We start from the raw sequence: 17321 nt of genomic DNA, 5'->3' as shown, positions 1-17321 counted from the left end.
GTGATGTTCCGATGTCTGTACGGGCGATGAAGGCTGGCGCCATCGGGATTTGCCGGGTCGGATCTCAATCTGGCCTGATGGACCCGCAAACTTACCGGGCACCCGACAATCCGCGTGGGCTCGTCGGCCTTGCCGCCCAAGGTGCGCGATGGCCGGCTCGACGAACTCAGGCCTTATGAGAAGGAACAGCTCGCCTCACTGATTTAGGACGAACGATTCTTCCCCCAACACACAAGGAGCATTATCATGAAGACCTATCTCATCAATCATCTGCGCATTCCCGGCGACATTCCGAACGACGCGGGATTGACCTACCTCGAACAGGTCGAAGCAACGGTCGCACCTTTCGGCGGCAAGTGGCTGGCACAGGGCTCCGCCGACGTCGTCGAGGGCGCTTGGCCAGGCTCGGTCGTGTTGATGGAATTCCCCAGCCGCGATGCCGCGACGTCCTGGTACAATTCCCCTGCATATCAAGCGATCCTGCCGCTCCGCCTGAAGAACGCGATTTCGGACCTCATTCTAATTGACCAAATTCCCGAGGACTTCACCATCAAGGGCTTTGCCAGCGAGGTTCGCCGCGCGATTCGGGGCAGCTGAGCTGCCCGCAAACTCCGCGTGCGTGCGCCTTCCACGGATTGAGGACGCGCACTGCATCCTATGCCAGAATCGGGTCCCGGCGGTCAGCCGGGCACCGGGATTCCAACGGATTACAGCCCGCCCGTAACCTTCGACGCCCTGCGGTTATCGAGCCACGCAACCATCGATCGGGGCAATATCAAAACCATAGGTCGAGAGATGAGCACGTCATTTACCACCTTGCACGTTACGCACACCAACCGCGTCGCCCACGCTGTCATCGATGCCCCTCCCATCAACCTGATCGGGCCGGAGTTGATTTCCGATTTGGTCAGGTTGATCGAATATGCAGAAAACTCAGACTGTCGTGTCGTGGTGTTCTCAAGTGCCGATCGCGACTACTTCATCCCCCACGTGGACATGACGAAGGTCCGAGAGTACCGCGAGGCAGCGGCAATGCTTGTGGGCGACGCGTCCATAGGTCTCCTGTTCCGCTACATGAGTGAAGCAAAGTTCGTTACAATCGCGCAGATCGAAGGCCGTGTCCGCGGAGCAGGCAGCGAATTCATCCTCGCATGCGATATGCGCTTCGCAGCGAGGGAGACGGCAGTCTTCGCCCAAATAGAAGCGGCCTTCGGGTTGATCCCAGGAGCCGGGGCGGTCCAGCACCTTTCCCGTTTGATGGGGCGCGGCCGCGCCCTGGAGGCTATGCTCGGAGCGCAGGATTTTAGCGCCGAACTTGCTGAACGATATGGCTGGATCAACCGCTCGCTTCCGAAAGCAGAGCTCGGAGGCTTTGTGTCCAACCTTGCGCAGCGGATCGCGAGCTTTCCCGTCGGGGGGCTCAATGACATCCAGGAAAGCTGCAACGCCATCACGCTTGGTAGCGCTGAAGCATACCGCAAAGACTCAGACCTGTTCGGTCTGGGCGTGGCGCGCCCCGAAACACAGGCGAGGGTCCGTTCCGCCATGCAGGCTGGACTTCAGACCCGCGATGCCGAGCTCTCCGTAGAGGGCATCATCCGCGTTCTTGGCAATGATTGAGGAGCAGCATCCATGTTCACGAAGTACGACGTCGCCTTTCCGGCAGAGGGTGGGATAGAACTGGCAGCATGGCTATTCGTACCCAAGCGGTCAGATGGAAAGGCACCGGGCATCACAATGGCTCACGGCTATGCGGGCACCAAATACCATGGGCTAGAACAGACCGCAGTAGCTTTTGCGGAAGCGGGCTTCGCGGTCCTTCTTCATGATCACCGCGGGTTCGGAGACAGCGGCGGGGAACCCCGACAGGACGTGAATCCTTGGCAGCAGATCACGGACTGGCGGCGCGCAATCTCATACCTTCAGGACCGGCCCGAAGTGGACGAGGCGAGGATCGGTGTCTGGGGCACGAGCTTTGCTGGCGGCCACGCAATCGTCTTGGGTGCCACCGACCGGAGGCTGAAGGCCGTTGTGTCGCAAGGTCCCACGATAGACGGATACGCCACGGGGTTGCGGCGCGTGGCCCCGCAAAAGGTCGCGGCATTGGAGGCTCTGTTTGCGGCAGACGAACGCGCGCAGCTTCGCGGGGAGCCTCCGGCGACGCAGGCGATAGTAAGCGAGGAGGCGACACAGAACTCCTCGTATTACGACGCTGATGCGGTAAAATTCTATCGCCAGCCTCTGCCAGAGGGCATATGGCAGAACAAGGTCACAGTCCGCTCAACTCGCTGGACCCGGATGTACTCTCCCGGTGAATGGATCGAGAGGGTCTCTCCAACGCCACTCCTGATGCTGGTAGCCGAGCGTGACCACACGGCCGCGACCGACGTAGCTCTGCGGGCGTACGAGCGCGCCCTCGAGCCAAAGAGGCTGATCATCACAAAGGGCGGCCACTACGACCAGTACCTTGGCGAGGCTGAGAAAGGGACACAGGCGTCAATCGCCTGGTTCAGGCAACACCTTTGAAACTTGTTTCGAATGTTGAATTTCGGTCAAGCAAGGAAGTAATGGGCCCATGATATCTAGTTCGATGAAAGCCGTCGCGGTCGCAGGTGGCACTGGGCCTGCCGAGGCGTTGAAGCTTGTTAAGATACCAGTCCCCGTATCCCAGTCAGGAGAAGTGCTGATCAAAGTCCGCGCGGCGGGTGTTAACCGACCTGATGTCTTCCAGCGCATGGGCCTGTACCCACCGCCGCCAGGCGCTTCAAAAACGCTCGGCCTTGAGGTGTCGGGAGAGATCGCGGCAGTGGGCACTGCGGTGAACAGATGGAGGATTGGCGACCGGGTCGCGGCTTTGCTGGGCGGCGGCGGATACGCTGAATATGCCATCGCAGATCAGGGTCTCACTCTCCCTGTACCACGGGGGCTTGATTTCTTGCAGGCTTGTTCTCTTCCGGAGGTGGCCCTTACGGTGTACGCGAACGTCATCGAGCATGGAATGTTGAAGCGTAACGAAACCTTTATGATCCATGGAGCGACCTCGGGTATCGGCGTGATGGCGATTCAGATGGCGAAGGCTATTGGAGCTCGCGTGATAGCGACCGGACGGGGGGCTCAGAAGGTAACCCAGGCGCTAAGTCTGGGAGCCGACATAGCTGCGGACGCGACTGCTGATGACTTCGTAGATGTCGCAGGTGCATACGGCGGAGTCGATGTCGTCCTCGATATGGTCGGCGGCTCCTATTTTGAAAGGAACCTCCGCGCCCTCAGGCCAATGGGCCGTCTGGTGCAGATCGCCTTTCAAGCTGGCGCAAAGGTGGAGCTGTCACTTCCAGATCTGATGCAGAAGCGTCTGATCATCACCGGTTCGACTCTCCGGTCTCGTAGCCCGGAAGAGAAAGCGCGCCTCGCGGCACAAGTCGAGCATCATGTTTGGCCGATGGTCGAGGCGGGGCAAATCGACTGCATCATCAACCAGACGTTCCCGCTCAAGCAAGCTGCTCAGGCGCATGCCAGGCTCGAAGCAGGCGAACATGTAGGCAAGATCATCCTCACCACGTGATTGCTGCCGCTGGCTCCCACTCTACCATACGCATGAAAGGCAAACCAATGGCCACTCTCTTCGACCCCGTCCAGATCGGCGACCTGCAGCTAAAGAACCGGATCGTAATGGCACCACTGACACGGATGCGCAATTTCAATGAGCGCAGTCCCGGGCCCATCAACGTGAAACACTATGTCCAGCGGGCAAGCGCCGGCCTGATCATCACAGAGGCGACCTCGGTGACGCCGCAGGGCGTTGGCTACCTCGACACTCCCGGTCTCTGGTCGGACGCGCAGATCGCCGGCTGGAGCAGCGTGACGTCGGCCGTTCATGACGCCGGTGGCCTCATCGTCGCTCAACTCTGGCACGTCGGCCGGGTCTCAGACCCTGTCTATCATGATGGCAGGCTGCCCGTCGCTCCGAGCGCGATCGCACCGGAGGGTCAGGTGAACCGCCTCAATCCGAAGCGCCCATATCCGGTTCCGCGGCCGTTGGAAACCGACGAAATCCCAGGCCTCGTAGAGGACTTTCGGGTCGCGGCCGGAAACGCGCTGCGTTCCGGTTTCGATGGGGCGGCACTTCACGCCGCCAATGGCTACCTCTTGGATCAATTCCTGCATGATGGCTCGAACAAGCGAACCGACCGCTACGGCGGCCCTATCCAGAACCGGGCCCGCTTCCTCATGGAAACAGTGGATGCGCTACTGACGGTATGGCCTGCGGGCAGGATAGGCGTGCACCTCAATCTCATGTCGAGCAGCTATTCGATGAGCGATACCGACCCCCGCGCGCTCTTCAGCTACGTCGCCGACCAGCTTGGCGCACGGAAGATCGCCTTCATCTTCGCCCGCGAGGCACTCGATCGCGGCGACCAGCAGATCGGCCGGGACGTGCGACGGCTCTTCAAGGGCGCCTACATCGTCAACGAGGGCCTCACGCAGGACAGCGCGCAACAGGCCATCGAACGTGGCGAGGCAGATGCCGCCGCCTTCGGTCGCTTGTTTATCGCCAATCCCGACCTTGTGGAGCGCTTCCGGCGTGGTGCGGCGCTCAACGCGCTCAAGTCCGAGACGATCTATATGGACGATGAGACCGGATACAACGACTATCCGCTGCTCGGCGAAGCAGCAGAATAGGCGCCGCGCCCGCAGGTCGGTCTTTATTTGGTGGTCGATGCGGTTTTAGGTCATAGACTCATAAGCGCGCGCAACCAAAGCCGCATTGAGGCAAGCTGGACCATAGCGACGAAGTTGGCGCGAGGTTGTCGTAGCGGGTGGTGACGCGGCGGAAGTGCTTTAGCTTGGAGAAGAACCGCTCGATCAGATTGCGCTGGTGGGGGTTGTCACGTTGTGTGAAGCAGGCGGCAACGATGTCCCTCAGAGTATTTCAGCCAAGTGCGCCAGTTATGGCTTTCCACTCTGCCATTGCGTTAAGGCGATGCAGGTGAATTTGGAATGAAGAGCGGCTTGTGCGGGGTGAGACGAACAGATTGCGGATTGCCTAGAAGATCGAGACGAAGCGTTGTAGCCCTCCCGGAGATCGGAACCCTTGCATCATTCGCTCCCTTTTCCGCAGCGGCACATGCGAATTCTCCGCCCGGTTGTTGAGACCCTTGTGGGAGCGATGCTCGACTTCTGGCATGACTTGACGCTTTGCTGCTTCGTATGAGCGCAGTTTGTCAGTGATATGCGCTTCGGCGGCAGGCCTTGTTTCTTCAGCAGGCGGACGAGTAACCGCTTGGCTGCCTTGGTGTTGCGGCGGGTCTGGACAATCTCGTCGAGCACATATCCGTCCTGATCGACGGCTCGCCACAACCAGTGTTTCTTGCCGGCGATGGTGATGACAAGTCGAGTGGCCCGGGGGAATTTCACCCCCAGGCTCTCACAGATCCGGACGTGAGCGTCTCCACTCATCCGGCTCCTACCGTCCAGCTGGTGCCTGATACAGCAATCGCCAATGTGCGAACAGCGCTGGCTCCCGACGCCTTACGTCCTGGACCCAATACCGTGCACGCCGACGATGGCGTCTCAGGCGACGATATTTCGACATCGCCCAGCGTGCCAGGCGCAGATCGAGATGCATTAATGCTCGGGAAAGTGCCGATTTGTGATACCGGCCATAATAGTTCATCCAACCGCGTAGGATCGGATTGAACATCTTGGCCAGATCGTTGATGCGCTTGTCGATACGGCGGTCAAGCTGCCAGTCCCGCATCGTCTGACGGATGGCTTTCGCGGCCCGGTTGCTCATGCCGGGACTGAAGTTGACGAAGGTCTTGCCCCATCGGTTCATCGACAGTCTCGGCCGAAAGGTATAGCCGAGAAAGTCGAATTTCCGGTTCGGGTAATATCCTCGCCGAACGTCATCCTTACAGACACGATCTGTGTCTTGTCTGGATGTAACGTCAGTCCGCATTCAGCAAACCGCCGCTCAAGTTCCGCTTGCAGCTTTTGAGCTTGACGCTCACTGCTGCAATGACAAACAGCATCGTCGGCAAAGCGTTCAAACGGAATATCAGGATGGTGTTTGGCCATCCACCGATCGAACGCATAGTGCAAAAAGAGGTTCGCCAGCAGTGGTGAGATAACTGATCCCTGTGGTGTTCCCCTCTCCCGAGGCTCCAAGGTGCCGTTCTCCAATTGCACGGGAGCTGTCAGCCACCGCTCAACGTATAACAACACCCATGTGCAGTCGGTGTGCTTTCGCACCGCGCAGCAACAGGTGTGGGGAATGGTGTCGAAGAATGCCCGAATGTCGAGATCGAGAACCCAGTCATGGCGCCAGCATCTCTGCCTTGCCACGCCCACGGCCTCGAGTGCCGACTTGCCGGGCCTGTACCCATAGGAATCGGGATGGAAATGTCTTTCCAGTTCCGGTTCCAGGTACGCCTTCACCACCCCTTGCGCAATCCGGTCCGAGACCGTTGGAATACCCAGCGGTCTTGTTCCACCTTGGCGCTTTTTGATCGCGACCCGTTTGACTGGCGGAGGAAAGTAGCTGCCCGATGACAGTCGGTTCCAAAGCTTGAACAGGTTGTTCTTCACATCCCGGTCAAAGGCTTCAATCGACTGATCATCGACACCGGCTGCTCCCCGGTTCGCCCTTACCCGTTGATAAGCCTCCCAAACAACGCGTTTGGGAATATCGAACGGCTTTGCTTTACCCAAAGGTTCCTCCCGCATGACGGTTGACCTTTCGATAAAGCTGGACAGTGTTGCGCCTTCGCTCCAACGCCATTACAGCACCTTCATCACTACTACACGCAACTCCGTCCCTGTGCCCCGCATCGGTACTCGGGTCCTCATGGGGCTTCCACTTGGACGTCTCCCTTCGCATCGGGGCGACAGGTTCCCACGTTCCGCACAAGAGCTTGAAGCAAGGTCACGCCGCCTTCATGCCGGACGCCATCTGGGCCGTAGACAGGTAACTCCCAAACTTGTCCCGGGCTAACGAAGCCCACCCGGTTTTGACGCCATTTATGCACTTTTCGACACGTCTTCAGCGGTTCGCTCACGCTCGTCTCCTTGCATCCCACCTGACCGGATCAAGTCCCGCCTTTTCCTCAACGCTCACCACCATCGCTCTTTACGACAGCAGCTTGAGGTGGTTTGAAGCCTGCTCCTGCAAGCCGGCTTCGAGGGGCCAGCCCTCATCTCCTGTGCAGCATAGCTGCTTGGGAAGTGCCTAGATCATGGCTCCTCCTTCGCGCCTTCGTGGCGCACCCTCGTCCAGGTGCCAAATATCGCTTGAGCTTGTCTGCTTCCTGCGCAGACGACGAGCATCGACCGGGCCGAACTTCTTTGCCCAGCATCGGATGGTCTCGTAAGAAACAACGATCCCCTCGCTCCAGCAGCATTTCCTCGACCAGACGCAGGCTGAGCGGAAACCGGAAATACAACCAAACCGTATGGGCGATGAGTCCGGTGGAAGCGGTGACGTTTATAGCTGACTTGTGATTGGTTCATGCTTCCCGGATATCAGGCCGATACTGATCATGCGTTAACCTGACATCACCCTTTCGAAACCTCAGCTTGACGGCTATCGGCATAGCGTTCGGCAACCGTGACTGCTACAACAGGAAATCGACGTCCCGGTGTTTGGGATCATCGATAGGTAGGCCGTAGTTGCCGACGCCAAAGGGAGGCTTTCTGCGGTGGAACTGGCCCATAAACATCACTGTTCGCGCTACAGCATCCGCAAGATACTCTACAAGGCCAAGGTTCCGCAAACTTTCCCTTGGCTCAAAGTCCCAGCTGCAGTCCCGTTTGATTCGTGGAGTGGAACTAGGTCACCACCGAAAATGCACAAGAGAGCGCAAAGGATAGGCGCTCTCTTGTGGCTGGGCATAAGTGAATTAGTGTTCCGTTCAATGCACCCTGATAGCTGTGTTGCCCGGAGTGGCTGTTGATTGGTCCACTGAATTCGTGCCCATGCTCGATCCCGACCAAAACTACCGATGGCGGGTGCCTACATGTGGGTGCGGCAAACGAAAGCCGTCAAAATCTTGCCTGAAGTCGCCCGCCGAGCTCTGATCGGTGCTCACAGTAGAGTTCAAGCGGGAGCCGCCAATGGACTCGCCCGCGTTCACGCTGCCCATGGAACTATCGAGGGACTGCCCCGAGTGCATGCCTCCACTCATGCCGCCGCCGTGGCCTCCACCCATGCCGCCGCCGAGTGCAAAGGCGGATGCGAACGGTGTGGCGATTAATACGGTGGCTAATGCTGTACTGAACATTAAAGAGCGCATTCTTCGCGTCTCCTGAGATTGAGGGAGAGGTCATCACCCTCCTGCTGCAAGGCCGTCTGGTTCCGTCGCGTCACGCTGAAAGGTATCCATCGCCGGCGGTTCCCGCCTTGCTTAAACTGATTTATGATGTAGTTGATGAACTTCAAGCGAACAATAGTAACATACGCGTGAGATTGCGTGAAGTTACAGTTGAACAAAGAAGTTTTGTCAACACACACGCCGCCCGAAGCGCTCAATTCCAGGCGAATACATCGCCTGTGGTAAATGCCGGGGTCACGATCGTGGCGGACACTACCAGAAGCATCATTATCCAAATCGCATCGAGCTTTTCCATGACGTTAAATCCTTATGTCTGGAGGGGCTAGCCCCCGGGACCATGGTGGCGTCTCATGTCCTTCCCTTTGATGTGAGGCCACAACAAAAGACCGCCTGAGGGGACGCAGGCGGTCTTTTGCGGACACAACGAAAAATGTCCGTGCTTCAGCCGGGGGGAAACTGAAGCGTGGTAGCCGGGGGAACTACCAGGCCTATCGGGCTTAGACAGGCGCAGGAGTAGAGTTACAAACAATCAGCCCGACGCATAAGTATACATTGGTATGGTCTGCTTAAACGTGAGGTTACAGCGGGACATCACGAAAGACGAAATAGGCCGAATTCTCAAGCTGGCCATCACCGCTTGCGTCCTTTCATTAAAAGTTTAATTTTTGCGACGCAGCCACTATTTCGCAGTTGAAGCATTTGGGAGGTATGTGAGGCATCATCACTTTAGCCTGCTCGGGGGTCAGCGGCCCTGCCACGGCGCCGCGAAAGCTCACTCCGCGCCGTTTCTCCGTCAAACGCTGGTATTGTCCATCAGCAGACACAGCCTTGACGAAATACCGTCGTCGAATTTTTATGCATCGGTCGCCGGATGTGATGTCGATGCGCCCGCGAGGGACAAGTGCTCTCGCCGAAAATTGGCGCGCAGACGGTTTGGTGTCCTCGCGTTTCATGAGAACGACTCTTTTAGACGGATTGCAGAACGGAACAGCCGGAACAGGTCGGTCAAGGTTTTCACAGAGCACCAAAGTCTGGATGTTCGGGCCAGCATTCGGAGAGCGGTAGATGGAAGCACATGACAGAGCAGCGCGGATTATCCGCACGGTGTTCGACGTGGTCGAGCCCCGATTCGCTTTCGAATTGTGGGACGGCACGCGCTTTGGCGAGGCCGATGCTCCAACCTTGGCAATCAATGATCCGACGGTCGTCCGAACGCTTGTCCTGAAAAACCAAAAGTAAATTGTCTCACRTTTTTTATTCGGGAAGATTTGGGTAAGCGAAAATAATCTCAGACAAGCCAGCGGCAATGCTTGGTCTCGCATGTTTAAATTTCGTGGCTGAAGAAACCCCATGTCGAGACTGTGGCTATATAATTTTCAGCTCTCTTGTTTCGTAACCCCGCGCGCTCTTCGCCAACGTCCTCCGGGCCGCGGCGAGATTGTTTCTGACGGTGTCGACAGGTAACGCCAGAACCTCTGCAACCTCGCGGTGAGCCATGCCCTCGACATAGGCAAGGAAAACCGATGCACGAACGGTATCCGGCAAATTCGCCACCTGCGCGACCAGCTCCGGGCTTTGACTTCCCCGCGTGCCGCCGAATGGGGTAGTAGCGTTTCTGTAGTGCCGTGCTTTATATCTTTGGGAGCGATGGCCGTCGGTCCAGACCGAGTGGAGTACCGAAAACAACCAGCAATCCTTTCGTTTGGTGCATAACAACGGATGTTCACCCGCCAGCGCTCGGATACAAGTCTGTTCAACCAGCTTTTCCGCGATCGTGCCGTCTCCGGAAAGAACGACGCCGAACCGCCATAGCCGGCCGAGACAGCTCAAGAGATCGGCCCGGATCTGACATTCGTTCACCACCACTTCTCCCTGATCACCGCGCATCACCGCACCGTCATTGGCGGTTGCCGCAATACTTTTCCTGTGCCGGGGCGGATTTGAGCGCGAAATCCAAAACTTCCGTCAAGTCCTTGGGGTTTTTGGTCATCCGGCATGCGCAACAAGTCTCGACAGCGCGTTGGCCGAGAATGACGTCGGTAGCAAGTTCAATACAGGGAGAACACATCCGTAGTGGTAAATGCCAGCGCCACAACGCCAACGGACCCCAACAAAACCAGCAACGTCCAAACTCTGTCTAAAATCGTCATGGTTGAATCCTCAAGCAGTTTCCGTTCGCAACGGGTGAGATGATCTATCTGAAGATACGGCGGCAGATACCGATTGGATTGCAGCAAATTTGCAACTTTCCTTTGAGGTTATCGATGCAACGGCGGGTGATCCATTCATACAAACGTGCGGGCCAGTAATGCGTTGGTTTCCCGGCATTATACTTTGGTTTGCCCTAGAAATGGTGTTTCCGGAATTTGACCCCGTTCCTAATCCGGTGCCAAAAAAACGGATTTGAGACCGAGAGCGTGCTGAGGCTGCCATTAGCGAGCGCTTCATGTTACTTCGTGCGATCTGGAAGGGGACTTTAGACTAATCGGATTCAGAAGGGCTATTCGAGTTCTGCCGATCTTTCAAGAATGTCAGGATGTCGCCGTTGCACGCCTGCCGCAGTTCTTCGATTGTAAACCCTTCGGCAAGTGCGTGGGTCTTCAGATCATCGGCTTCCTGCACCATCTGAGTTTTGTCATCCTCATGCACTTCCGAGGTGATGTGCGCATCGACCCAATCTTGGATGCATTTGCTGATATCCGACATGTTTTTCTGCTCCTTGTGCGTGGACAAAATGGCCAGGCACGTTTCAATGCACTCGATCACGTATTCACAATCGAACGGTTTGTGGAAGTAGGCGATGGCCCCCGCTGACATCACCTGCCTGTGTATCCTCTCGTCTTCGAATGCCGTGATGAAAACGACCGGTGTAGTATCGCCATTCCTGCGCAGCGCATGGAACAGCCCCACCCCTCCCATTCCGTCCATCTGCACGTCCGTTATAAGGCAGTCAACTTCGATGGAGTCTTTCAGGGCGAGGAAGGATTCGGCGTTTRCAAACCCGTGGAATTCGATCCCATGGGAACCGATAAAATTCTCGAGGGCGGCCAGCAGTGATGCGTCGTCCTCGACGACAGCTATGGATTTCAGGTTGGACAAGGGCAAGTCCTTTCGCGCGAACGCTTGAACAAGTCTCTAATAAATGCTCCCGTGCCCGAAACGATTCAATCATACCCACGTTTACGTCGGGTAACCCGTTTTCCGGCGCTGCATTAGCGCCCCGTCCTTTCAAGACCTCAATGGCGATCAGTATTACCTGCTTAAACCATCGTATAATTAAACGATTGTGCTGCCGTTCCCACATCAGGGTTGCTGCCGTTTTAGTCACGGTAGCTTACAAGATTCAGGAGTAAATCATGAAAAAATCTGCAACAGCCTTGGCCGTTCTGGCTCTGGGCGCAATGGTGGCCGTCGGGTCGGCAACTGAATCAATGGCACACGGCGGGGGTGGTGGCGGCGGTCATGGCGGCGGCGGAGGTCATAGTGCAGACTTTGGCAGCGGCGGTCATGGTTTTGGCGGCGGTGGACGGAGCTTCGGCGGTTTCAGCCGGGGTGCCCATGGCTTCGGCGGTGATCGCGCCAACGTGCCTCAGCATTTATCCGACCGTGGCGCTTTCCGCTCCGGCGGGGTTTTCAGCAACACCCGCGGATTTGCGGTGAACCATAATCGTTTCGAAAACCGCAGGCACTTCCGGGATTTTCGCCGCGACGATAATTACGGATACTATTCATGCGAATATCCTTTTTACTGGAACTTCCCGCTAGATTATTGTGAATGACGGAGATCAAATTCTGTGATCATCGTTTCGACCGGGCGGTAGATCTCAGGGATGGTGTTTGCCATAACGAGGTCGAAGCCCGGTCCACCTCGCGCCAATGTCGTCTTCATGCTGATGACGGTGCCGCGCTCTTCACGCAATTGCGTCCCGCGTGCTTGGCGGCGTAAAGTGCCGTGTCGGCGCGGCGAAGTGCGGCCTCGATATCCTCGTCTCCGGCAATGATCTCCGTCACGCCGATACTCGCGGTCAGGCTGATGCTGTCGTCGCCGTTGGGGACAATCGTTTCAAGAACGCAGCCGCGCAACCGTTCGGCAACAACCAGGGCATCCGCCAGGGATGAACCGGGAATCAGGGCGACAAACTCTTCGCCGCCGAACCGCGCAAGCACGTCGCCCTGCCGCAAAATTGTCGAGCAGGCTTCACTCACACGGCGCAGGACATTGTCCCCGGCCACATGGCCGAACGTGTCGTTTACGGCTTTGAAATGGTCCAGATCCATGATTATGACCGCGGCCGGGGTGCCGAAGCGTTTTGTGCGCGCAAGTTCTTTATTGGCAAACTCAAGGAAATAACGACGGTTCGGCAGGCCCGTCAGGGTGTCCGTCGCCGCAAAACGGGCCAGCTCGATTTCAAGGACTTTGCGTTCCGTGATATTTTCGTGCGAGACCACGGCTCCGCCTCCCTCTACATGAAGAGGCGTGACCCGACCCAGAAACCAGCGGAAATGTGTGGGCGAGTGGCAAGGATACTCCATCTGGAACAACTCCCTGCCGCTCAAGAGGACCGATTGGACACCAAGGGCAAACTCCCCTGCCTCATCCGATCCGGGGCCGGATGCATCCTGGCAAATCTTGAGATAGTCCACCCCGACGTCGGACCGGCGAGGATTGGGGGAATTCTCCGTACGGAAGTCCTGCCACGCCCGGTTTATGGCGATGATTGCCCCGTTCTTGTCCAGAACGCAGATATTCGAGGAAAGAGCATCGATGACTGCAGCGGCAAACTCCTTCGATTTTAACATTTTGCCTTCTACTCCTCGATAATGCTGGGGGTAGCCGTGACCAACTTGCATGACGCCGTCTTTTTCGAGATGTACCGCAACACCTTCGACTTCGGATGCGCGCAGTTTTCTTCGAGCAGGCCCGCTATCGAGGCGGCGCTGCCAGGTCTGCCGAAAAGATAGCCTTGGGCTTCATCGCATCCCTGGGAATGCAGGAATGCAAGCTGGTCCTGTGTCTCGACACCTTCGGCGATGACGATCATGTTCATGCGTTGCCCAAGCGAGATCACCGCCGATATGATGCTCCGGTCATCCTCGTCATGCACGAGGTTGCGCACGAACGACTGATCAATCTTGAGACGTGAGACTGGGAGGCTCTTCAGTGCGCTCAGGCTCGAATAGCCGGTGCCGAAATCGTCGATGGCGAAATGGACTCCCAGCTCCTGGAGTTCCTTCATGGTGGCGATCGCCCTGTCCACATTGCGCATCAGCAGGCTCTCGGTCAGTTCGAGTTCAAGGTACTCCGCCTCAAGGCCATTGTCTTGCAAGACACGGGCCACCCGACTCGACCAGTCCTTTTCCTGAAATTGGCGCGCCGAGACGTTGACGCAGACGGTGATGTGCGCAAGACCCGCATCCTGCCACGCCTTGTTTTGGCGGCAGGCTTCGTTGAGTACCCAATCCCCGAGGGGAACGATTAGGCCTGTTTCTTCGGCCAGCGCAATGAACTCGCCRGGCGACAGGACACCGCGCACCGGATGTCTCCAGCGGACCAAAGCTTCAACCGCGAAAATCCGCCCCGAACGCAGATCGACCTGCGGCTGGTAGTCCAGAAAGAATTCCGACCGTACAATGCCCTTGCGCATCGCATCCTGCAGCGAAAAACGTTCGTGAGCCTTGGTGTTCATCTCGGCGGTGAAGAGCTGGAAACCGTCCCGCCCGTTATCCTTGGCCCGGTACATGGCGGCATCAGCCTTCATCAGAAGTGTCTCTGCATCGCTGCCGTCCCGCGGATAAGTGGCGACGCCCATGCTGCAGGTGATGTGGAATTCCTGGCCGCCGAAGGCTATCGGCTCGGCGATGGCTCCCTTGAGCGAATGGAGGATATCGGAAATCGCCTCAGGCTGAGCCGGGAGGTCAACGAGCAAGATCACGAATTCGTCGCCGCCCAGCCGCACGACTGCATCAGTCGGGCGCACGCACGCTACCATCCGATCGGCGACGATCTTGAGCAGCGCGTCGCCGGCGGTGTGGCCGAGGCTGTCGTTGACGGACTTGAAGTTGTCGAGGTCCACAAAGACAACGGACACCCATGGATTATGACGTTCCGTGCGCAACATGGCCTGATTCAGGCGGTCCCTCAGCAGAGTCCGGTTGGGTAACCCGGTCAGCATGTCATGATGGGCGAGGAAGCTTATCTGGTCTTCGGCCTGCTTGCGCTGGATCGCGATGGCGGCAATGCGGACGGATGTTTCGGTGAGCGCGATTTCAAAGAGCCGGGGTTCCCGCACCTCTTTCGAATACATGGCGAAGGTGCCTAGAACTGCCCCTTCGTGCGAGATGATCGGCGTCGACCAGCAGGATCGTAGGCCATGGAGGTCTGCGAGATCACTGAAGTCGGTCCACAGTGGATCAACGGAAATGTCGGAGACGATCACGCTTTCGCGCCGGAAAGCTGCGGTGCCGCAAGAGCCGGAATTCGGGCCGATGGCAATGCCGTCAATGGCGCGGGTATAGGCCTCCGGAAGACCTGGCGCTGCCCCGTGCTTGAGGTGACCTCCGTCGCCGGCAACAAGAAGAATCGAGCCGAACACACCCTCAAGTTGCGCCTCCATAAGCCGCACAATGCGGTCGAGCACATCCTTGAGGGGCGCATTCGTGGCGATCATTTCTATTGCATGTGCCTGCTCATCACGAAGACGCTCCGCATTTTTGCGCAGCGTCACATCCCGCGATATGCCGACAATTCCTATGATATCGTTCCGGTCGTTGTGCAGGGCGAGCTTGGACGTCGAAAGCCATGTTCTGGCTCCGGTAACCGCGTCGACGACCTCTTCCTCCCTGTCAATGGATGGTGTGCCGGTATCAAATATCGCCTGTTCGACAGCCAGGAATTCTACCGCAACGTCACTCGGGTGCAGATCAAAATCTGTTTTTCCGATCAGTTCGCTCGGATGAAGATGGCCGTGGATGCGGGCGACCGCCTGGTTCACCACGACGAAGCGGTGCTCAAGATCCTTTACAAACAGGTAGTCAGGGACCTGGTCGATCATCGCCCGCAACTGATTTCGTTCCGCCGTCAATTTGGCGGCGGCCGTMAGCCCGCCGTGGTACTGCACGACCAATCGGGCGATCGTGGCAGTCAGACGACCAACGTGTGTTCGCTTGTCTTCCAGTTTGGAAAAGCTGATTGGGTCCATGCGTCTGGCGCTGCATCTCAGCTCCGCATTGAAGACGAGGGTACGTTCCCGGTCCGCGGCAAGCGAGGCGATCACGTCTGCTTCGCGCTGACCGCTATCGAACAGGCGCAAAATTTCCCGGGCAAGGCGGTGGCTGTGGCGTTTCTGATCGTCCGAGATGTCGAGTATGAACGCGGCCTGCTCATAGGCTGACGACATAATTTGCCAGTGCTGAACGCTGTATGTGCCCTTCGGCAGCGAGGTAACAGATTGAAATATCATGGTTATCTCCCGTGGGCGGGAGCTTTGACTTCTCTCTAGCGCCAGCGGGCCGATTGAATACCTGACGACGCCATCAGTATTGGTGTATATTACGGAAAAGTCAATTGAAGCCAGAAAGTACAACGTATTCCTTGGCTTACATAGGACAAGAAAGTGCGTGTCGCTGGTTAATAACGCGCCATGTTGCGTTAAGTATATCTGTCGATTAGTTGGCACAAATGTTTAGAAGCGCCCCTGTTAAATGGGAATCGACACACATCTCAGTCGATCCAAACTGGGAGCCCACTGGAAAGCGTTTTGACGAAATGCAAGCGCTGGCAGATCACATTCTGACCCACGCTGCAGTGCAGTCAGGTCTGTAAATGCACTGGGTAAAGAGCGAAACCACACGGGGACTCGAGTCGGTGAGAGTAGTCGAGCAACAAGGAAGTTGATTGTATTTGGGTTGCTGCCTAACGTTGCGGCATACGTAACGGTAATATGGAATATACCTTGGTATAGTATACCTTGGTATAGTATCTTCATCGGTGAAATTCCGCAATGTTACTAAAGCTTTCAATTCTGGAAGTCAGTTATGTGAGGAGATATACTGTGAACAAAACAAATGCTATTTTTGCCGCAATCGCCATGGGTGTCGTGTTAACGATCGGTTCGGCGACGACTTCCATGGCCCACAGCGGCGGCGGTCATGGAGGCCATGACGATGGACACGGAGACGATCACAGCGCATTAAGCGGTGAAATGTCCGGACGGGACAGCGACCGCGCCGCAGGCAATGAGCGTGAGGGTCGGATTGATCGAGTCAGCGACGACAGTGTGCGAGACCGCGAAGGAAACGACGACTCGTGGGGCGACATCGCTCATTGCCGCAGCCTCTACCGCACCTATGACGCTAATAGCCGGACATTTATGGCACACGATGGGCATCGTCATTTTTGCCCCTGATCCGTCATCTTCGCTTCGAATTTCGACTTGGGACCGGGAGTTGGACTTAGCGCTTCGCTATCGGTCATAGCCACGGACCCGCGTCTCCGGCGTCTGGAGTTGACCCTTAACTCCAGACGCTCTCGGTCAAGCCAACTTTTCATACCAGCGAGGGAAGTCACCCGCATCTTTCATAACTCTAGCTCGATGAAGTTTGACGGTGATCTCACGGACGCCGAGCAAGGCAATTTGTTTGTTCATTAGTCCGTTTGCGACTGCGGACATCACCTCACGCTCCCGATCTGTAAGCGACTCATCGAGCGGGAAAGAAAGCTTGGCGATAGGCCGATAGGAAGCGCCAAGAAGGACTACGAGACCATCCACGCGAGTAAATCCTACGATATAGAGCTGACTCAACAGATGAAACTGATGCCAATGTCGAAAAGCTACTCGCCAATTGGCGAAAGGGTCACCGATCATCCAGCTCTTCCATGATCGCTGACGCAAGGTCCGCTTAGGGCCAGACCCAGACATCACGGCAGCCGACTTAAAGTCTGCTTTCGCAGGGCGGTTCTTGAAAGCTGCCTGACCGGAATCGGCCCCGAAT

General features: G+C 57.0%; 15 protein-coding genes and 3 pseudogenes. 8 read left to right on the top strand and 10 right to left on the bottom strand.

Annotated features, from left to right (window positions below; genetic code table 11):
- Positions 1 to 246 precede the first annotated feature (246 nt).
- The 5 genes from ACXJ5O_RS05520 to ACXJ5O_RS05500 are packed head-to-tail and all read left to right on the top strand — an operon-like array spanning position 247 to position 4680.
- Entirely contained in the window at positions 247 to 597 is a 351-nt protein-coding gene (locus ACXJ5O_RS05520) for a DUF1330 domain-containing protein (protein ID WP_457299021.1), read from the top strand.
- A gap of 60 nt (positions 598 to 657) precedes the next feature.
- A complete protein-coding gene (locus ACXJ5O_RS05515) occupies positions 658 to 1620 on the top strand; it encodes an enoyl-CoA hydratase/isomerase family protein (protein ID WP_457299020.1) in 963 nt (320 codons plus the stop codon).
- 12 nt (positions 1621 to 1632) lie between these two features.
- The gene (locus ACXJ5O_RS05510; RefSeq protein ID WP_457299019.1) at positions 1633 to 2526 is read left to right on the top strand and encodes an alpha/beta hydrolase; all 894 of its coding nucleotides are present in this window, start codon (positions 1633 to 1635) and stop codon (positions 2524 to 2526) included.
- Positions 2527 to 2575: 49 nt separating this feature from the next.
- Positions 2576 to 3562 (top strand): NAD(P)H-quinone oxidoreductase, encoded by a 987-nt coding sequence (locus tag ACXJ5O_RS05505; protein ID WP_457299018.1) that lies wholly within the window; start codon positions 2576 to 2578, stop codon positions 3560 to 3562.
- Between the two features lie 47 nt (positions 3563 to 3609).
- On the top strand, positions 3610 to 4680 hold the full coding sequence (locus ACXJ5O_RS05500) for an alkene reductase (protein ID WP_457299017.1): 1071 nt from the start codon (positions 3610 to 3612) through the stop codon (positions 4678 to 4680).
- 50 nt (positions 4681 to 4730) lie between these two features.
- Here ACXJ5O_RS05500 and ACXJ5O_RS05495 read toward each other — a convergent pair.
- From ACXJ5O_RS05495 to ACXJ5O_RS05475, 5 genes and pseudogenes are all read right to left on the bottom strand, one after another.
- A pseudogene (locus tag ACXJ5O_RS05495) lies at positions 4731 to 4876 on the bottom strand (IS5/IS1182 family transposase); the annotation flags it as partial.
- Positions 4877 to 4930: 54 nt separating this feature from the next.
- A pseudogene (locus ACXJ5O_RS05490) lies at positions 4931 to 5391 on the bottom strand (IS6 family transposase); the annotation flags it as partial.
- Positions 5392 to 5464: 73 nt separating this feature from the next.
- Positions 5465 to 5836, bottom strand: coding sequence for a group II intron maturase-specific domain-containing protein (locus tag ACXJ5O_RS05485; RefSeq protein WP_246411156.1), 372 nt, complete (start codon positions 5834 to 5836; stop codon positions 5465 to 5467).
- Positions 5833 to 6711 (bottom strand): group II intron reverse transcriptase/maturase, encoded by an 879-nt coding sequence (gene ltrA, locus ACXJ5O_RS05480; RefSeq protein ID WP_457299016.1) that lies wholly within the window; start codon positions 6709 to 6711, stop codon positions 5833 to 5835. Before ltrA ends, ACXJ5O_RS05485 begins: the two co-directional genes overlap by 4 nt.
- A gap of 556 nt (positions 6712 to 7267) precedes the next feature.
- Positions 7268 to 7487, bottom strand: a pseudogene (locus ACXJ5O_RS05475) (IS6 family transposase); the annotation flags it as partial.
- Positions 7488 to 9395: 1908 nt separating this feature from the next.
- Here ACXJ5O_RS05475 and ACXJ5O_RS05470 point away from each other — a divergent pair.
- Entirely contained in the window at positions 9396 to 9569 is a 174-nt protein-coding gene (locus tag ACXJ5O_RS05470) for a hypothetical protein (protein ID WP_457299015.1), read from the top strand.
- A gap of 126 nt (positions 9570 to 9695) precedes the next feature.
- Here the strand turns inward: ACXJ5O_RS05470 and ACXJ5O_RS05465 are convergent, their stop codons facing one another.
- Both ACXJ5O_RS05465 and ACXJ5O_RS05460 read right to left on the bottom strand, forming a co-directional pair.
- Positions 9696 to 10190: a sigma factor-like helix-turn-helix DNA-binding protein gene (locus ACXJ5O_RS05465; RefSeq protein WP_457299014.1), complete on the bottom strand. Its 495-nt coding sequence runs from the start codon at positions 10188 to 10190 to the stop codon at positions 9696 to 9698.
- Positions 10191 to 10811: 621 nt separating this feature from the next.
- A complete protein-coding gene (locus ACXJ5O_RS05460) occupies positions 10812 to 11429 on the bottom strand; it encodes a response regulator transcription factor (RefSeq protein WP_457299013.1) in 618 nt (205 codons plus the stop codon).
- A gap of 257 nt (positions 11430 to 11686) precedes the next feature.
- Between ACXJ5O_RS05460 and ACXJ5O_RS05455 the strand changes: the two genes are divergently transcribed.
- Positions 11687 to 12109, top strand: coding sequence for a hypothetical protein (locus ACXJ5O_RS05455; protein ID WP_457299012.1), 423 nt, complete (start codon positions 11687 to 11689; stop codon positions 12107 to 12109).
- A gap of 106 nt (positions 12110 to 12215) precedes the next feature.
- On the opposite strand, the gene ACXJ5O_RS05450 is transcribed toward ACXJ5O_RS05455, so the two are convergent.
- Both ACXJ5O_RS05450 and ACXJ5O_RS05445 read right to left on the bottom strand, forming a co-directional pair.
- A complete protein-coding gene (locus tag ACXJ5O_RS05450) occupies positions 12216 to 13130 on the bottom strand; it encodes a diguanylate cyclase (RefSeq protein WP_457299011.1) in 915 nt (304 codons plus the stop codon).
- An 8-nt stretch (positions 13131 to 13138) separates the two neighbouring features.
- Positions 13139 to 15790, bottom strand: coding sequence for an EAL domain-containing protein (locus ACXJ5O_RS05445; protein WP_457299010.1), 2652 nt, complete (start codon positions 15788 to 15790; stop codon positions 13139 to 13141).
- Positions 15791 to 16381: 591 nt separating this feature from the next.
- Here ACXJ5O_RS05445 and ACXJ5O_RS05440 point away from each other — a divergent pair.
- Positions 16382 to 16735 (top strand): BA14K family protein, encoded by a 354-nt coding sequence (locus ACXJ5O_RS05440; protein ID WP_457299009.1) that lies wholly within the window; start codon positions 16382 to 16384, stop codon positions 16733 to 16735.
- Between the two features lie 126 nt (positions 16736 to 16861).
- On the opposite strand, the gene ACXJ5O_RS05435 is transcribed toward ACXJ5O_RS05440, so the two are convergent.
- A partial coding sequence (locus ACXJ5O_RS05435; protein WP_457299008.1) for a LuxR C-terminal-related transcriptional regulator occupies positions 16862 to 17321 on the bottom strand: 460 nt, incomplete at its 5' end.

This window comes from Phyllobacterium sp. P5_D12, from assembly GCF_054049495.1.
The sequence above is the reverse complement of the archived record's forward strand: the minus strand, read 5'-3'. Positions and strand labels throughout refer to the sequence as shown.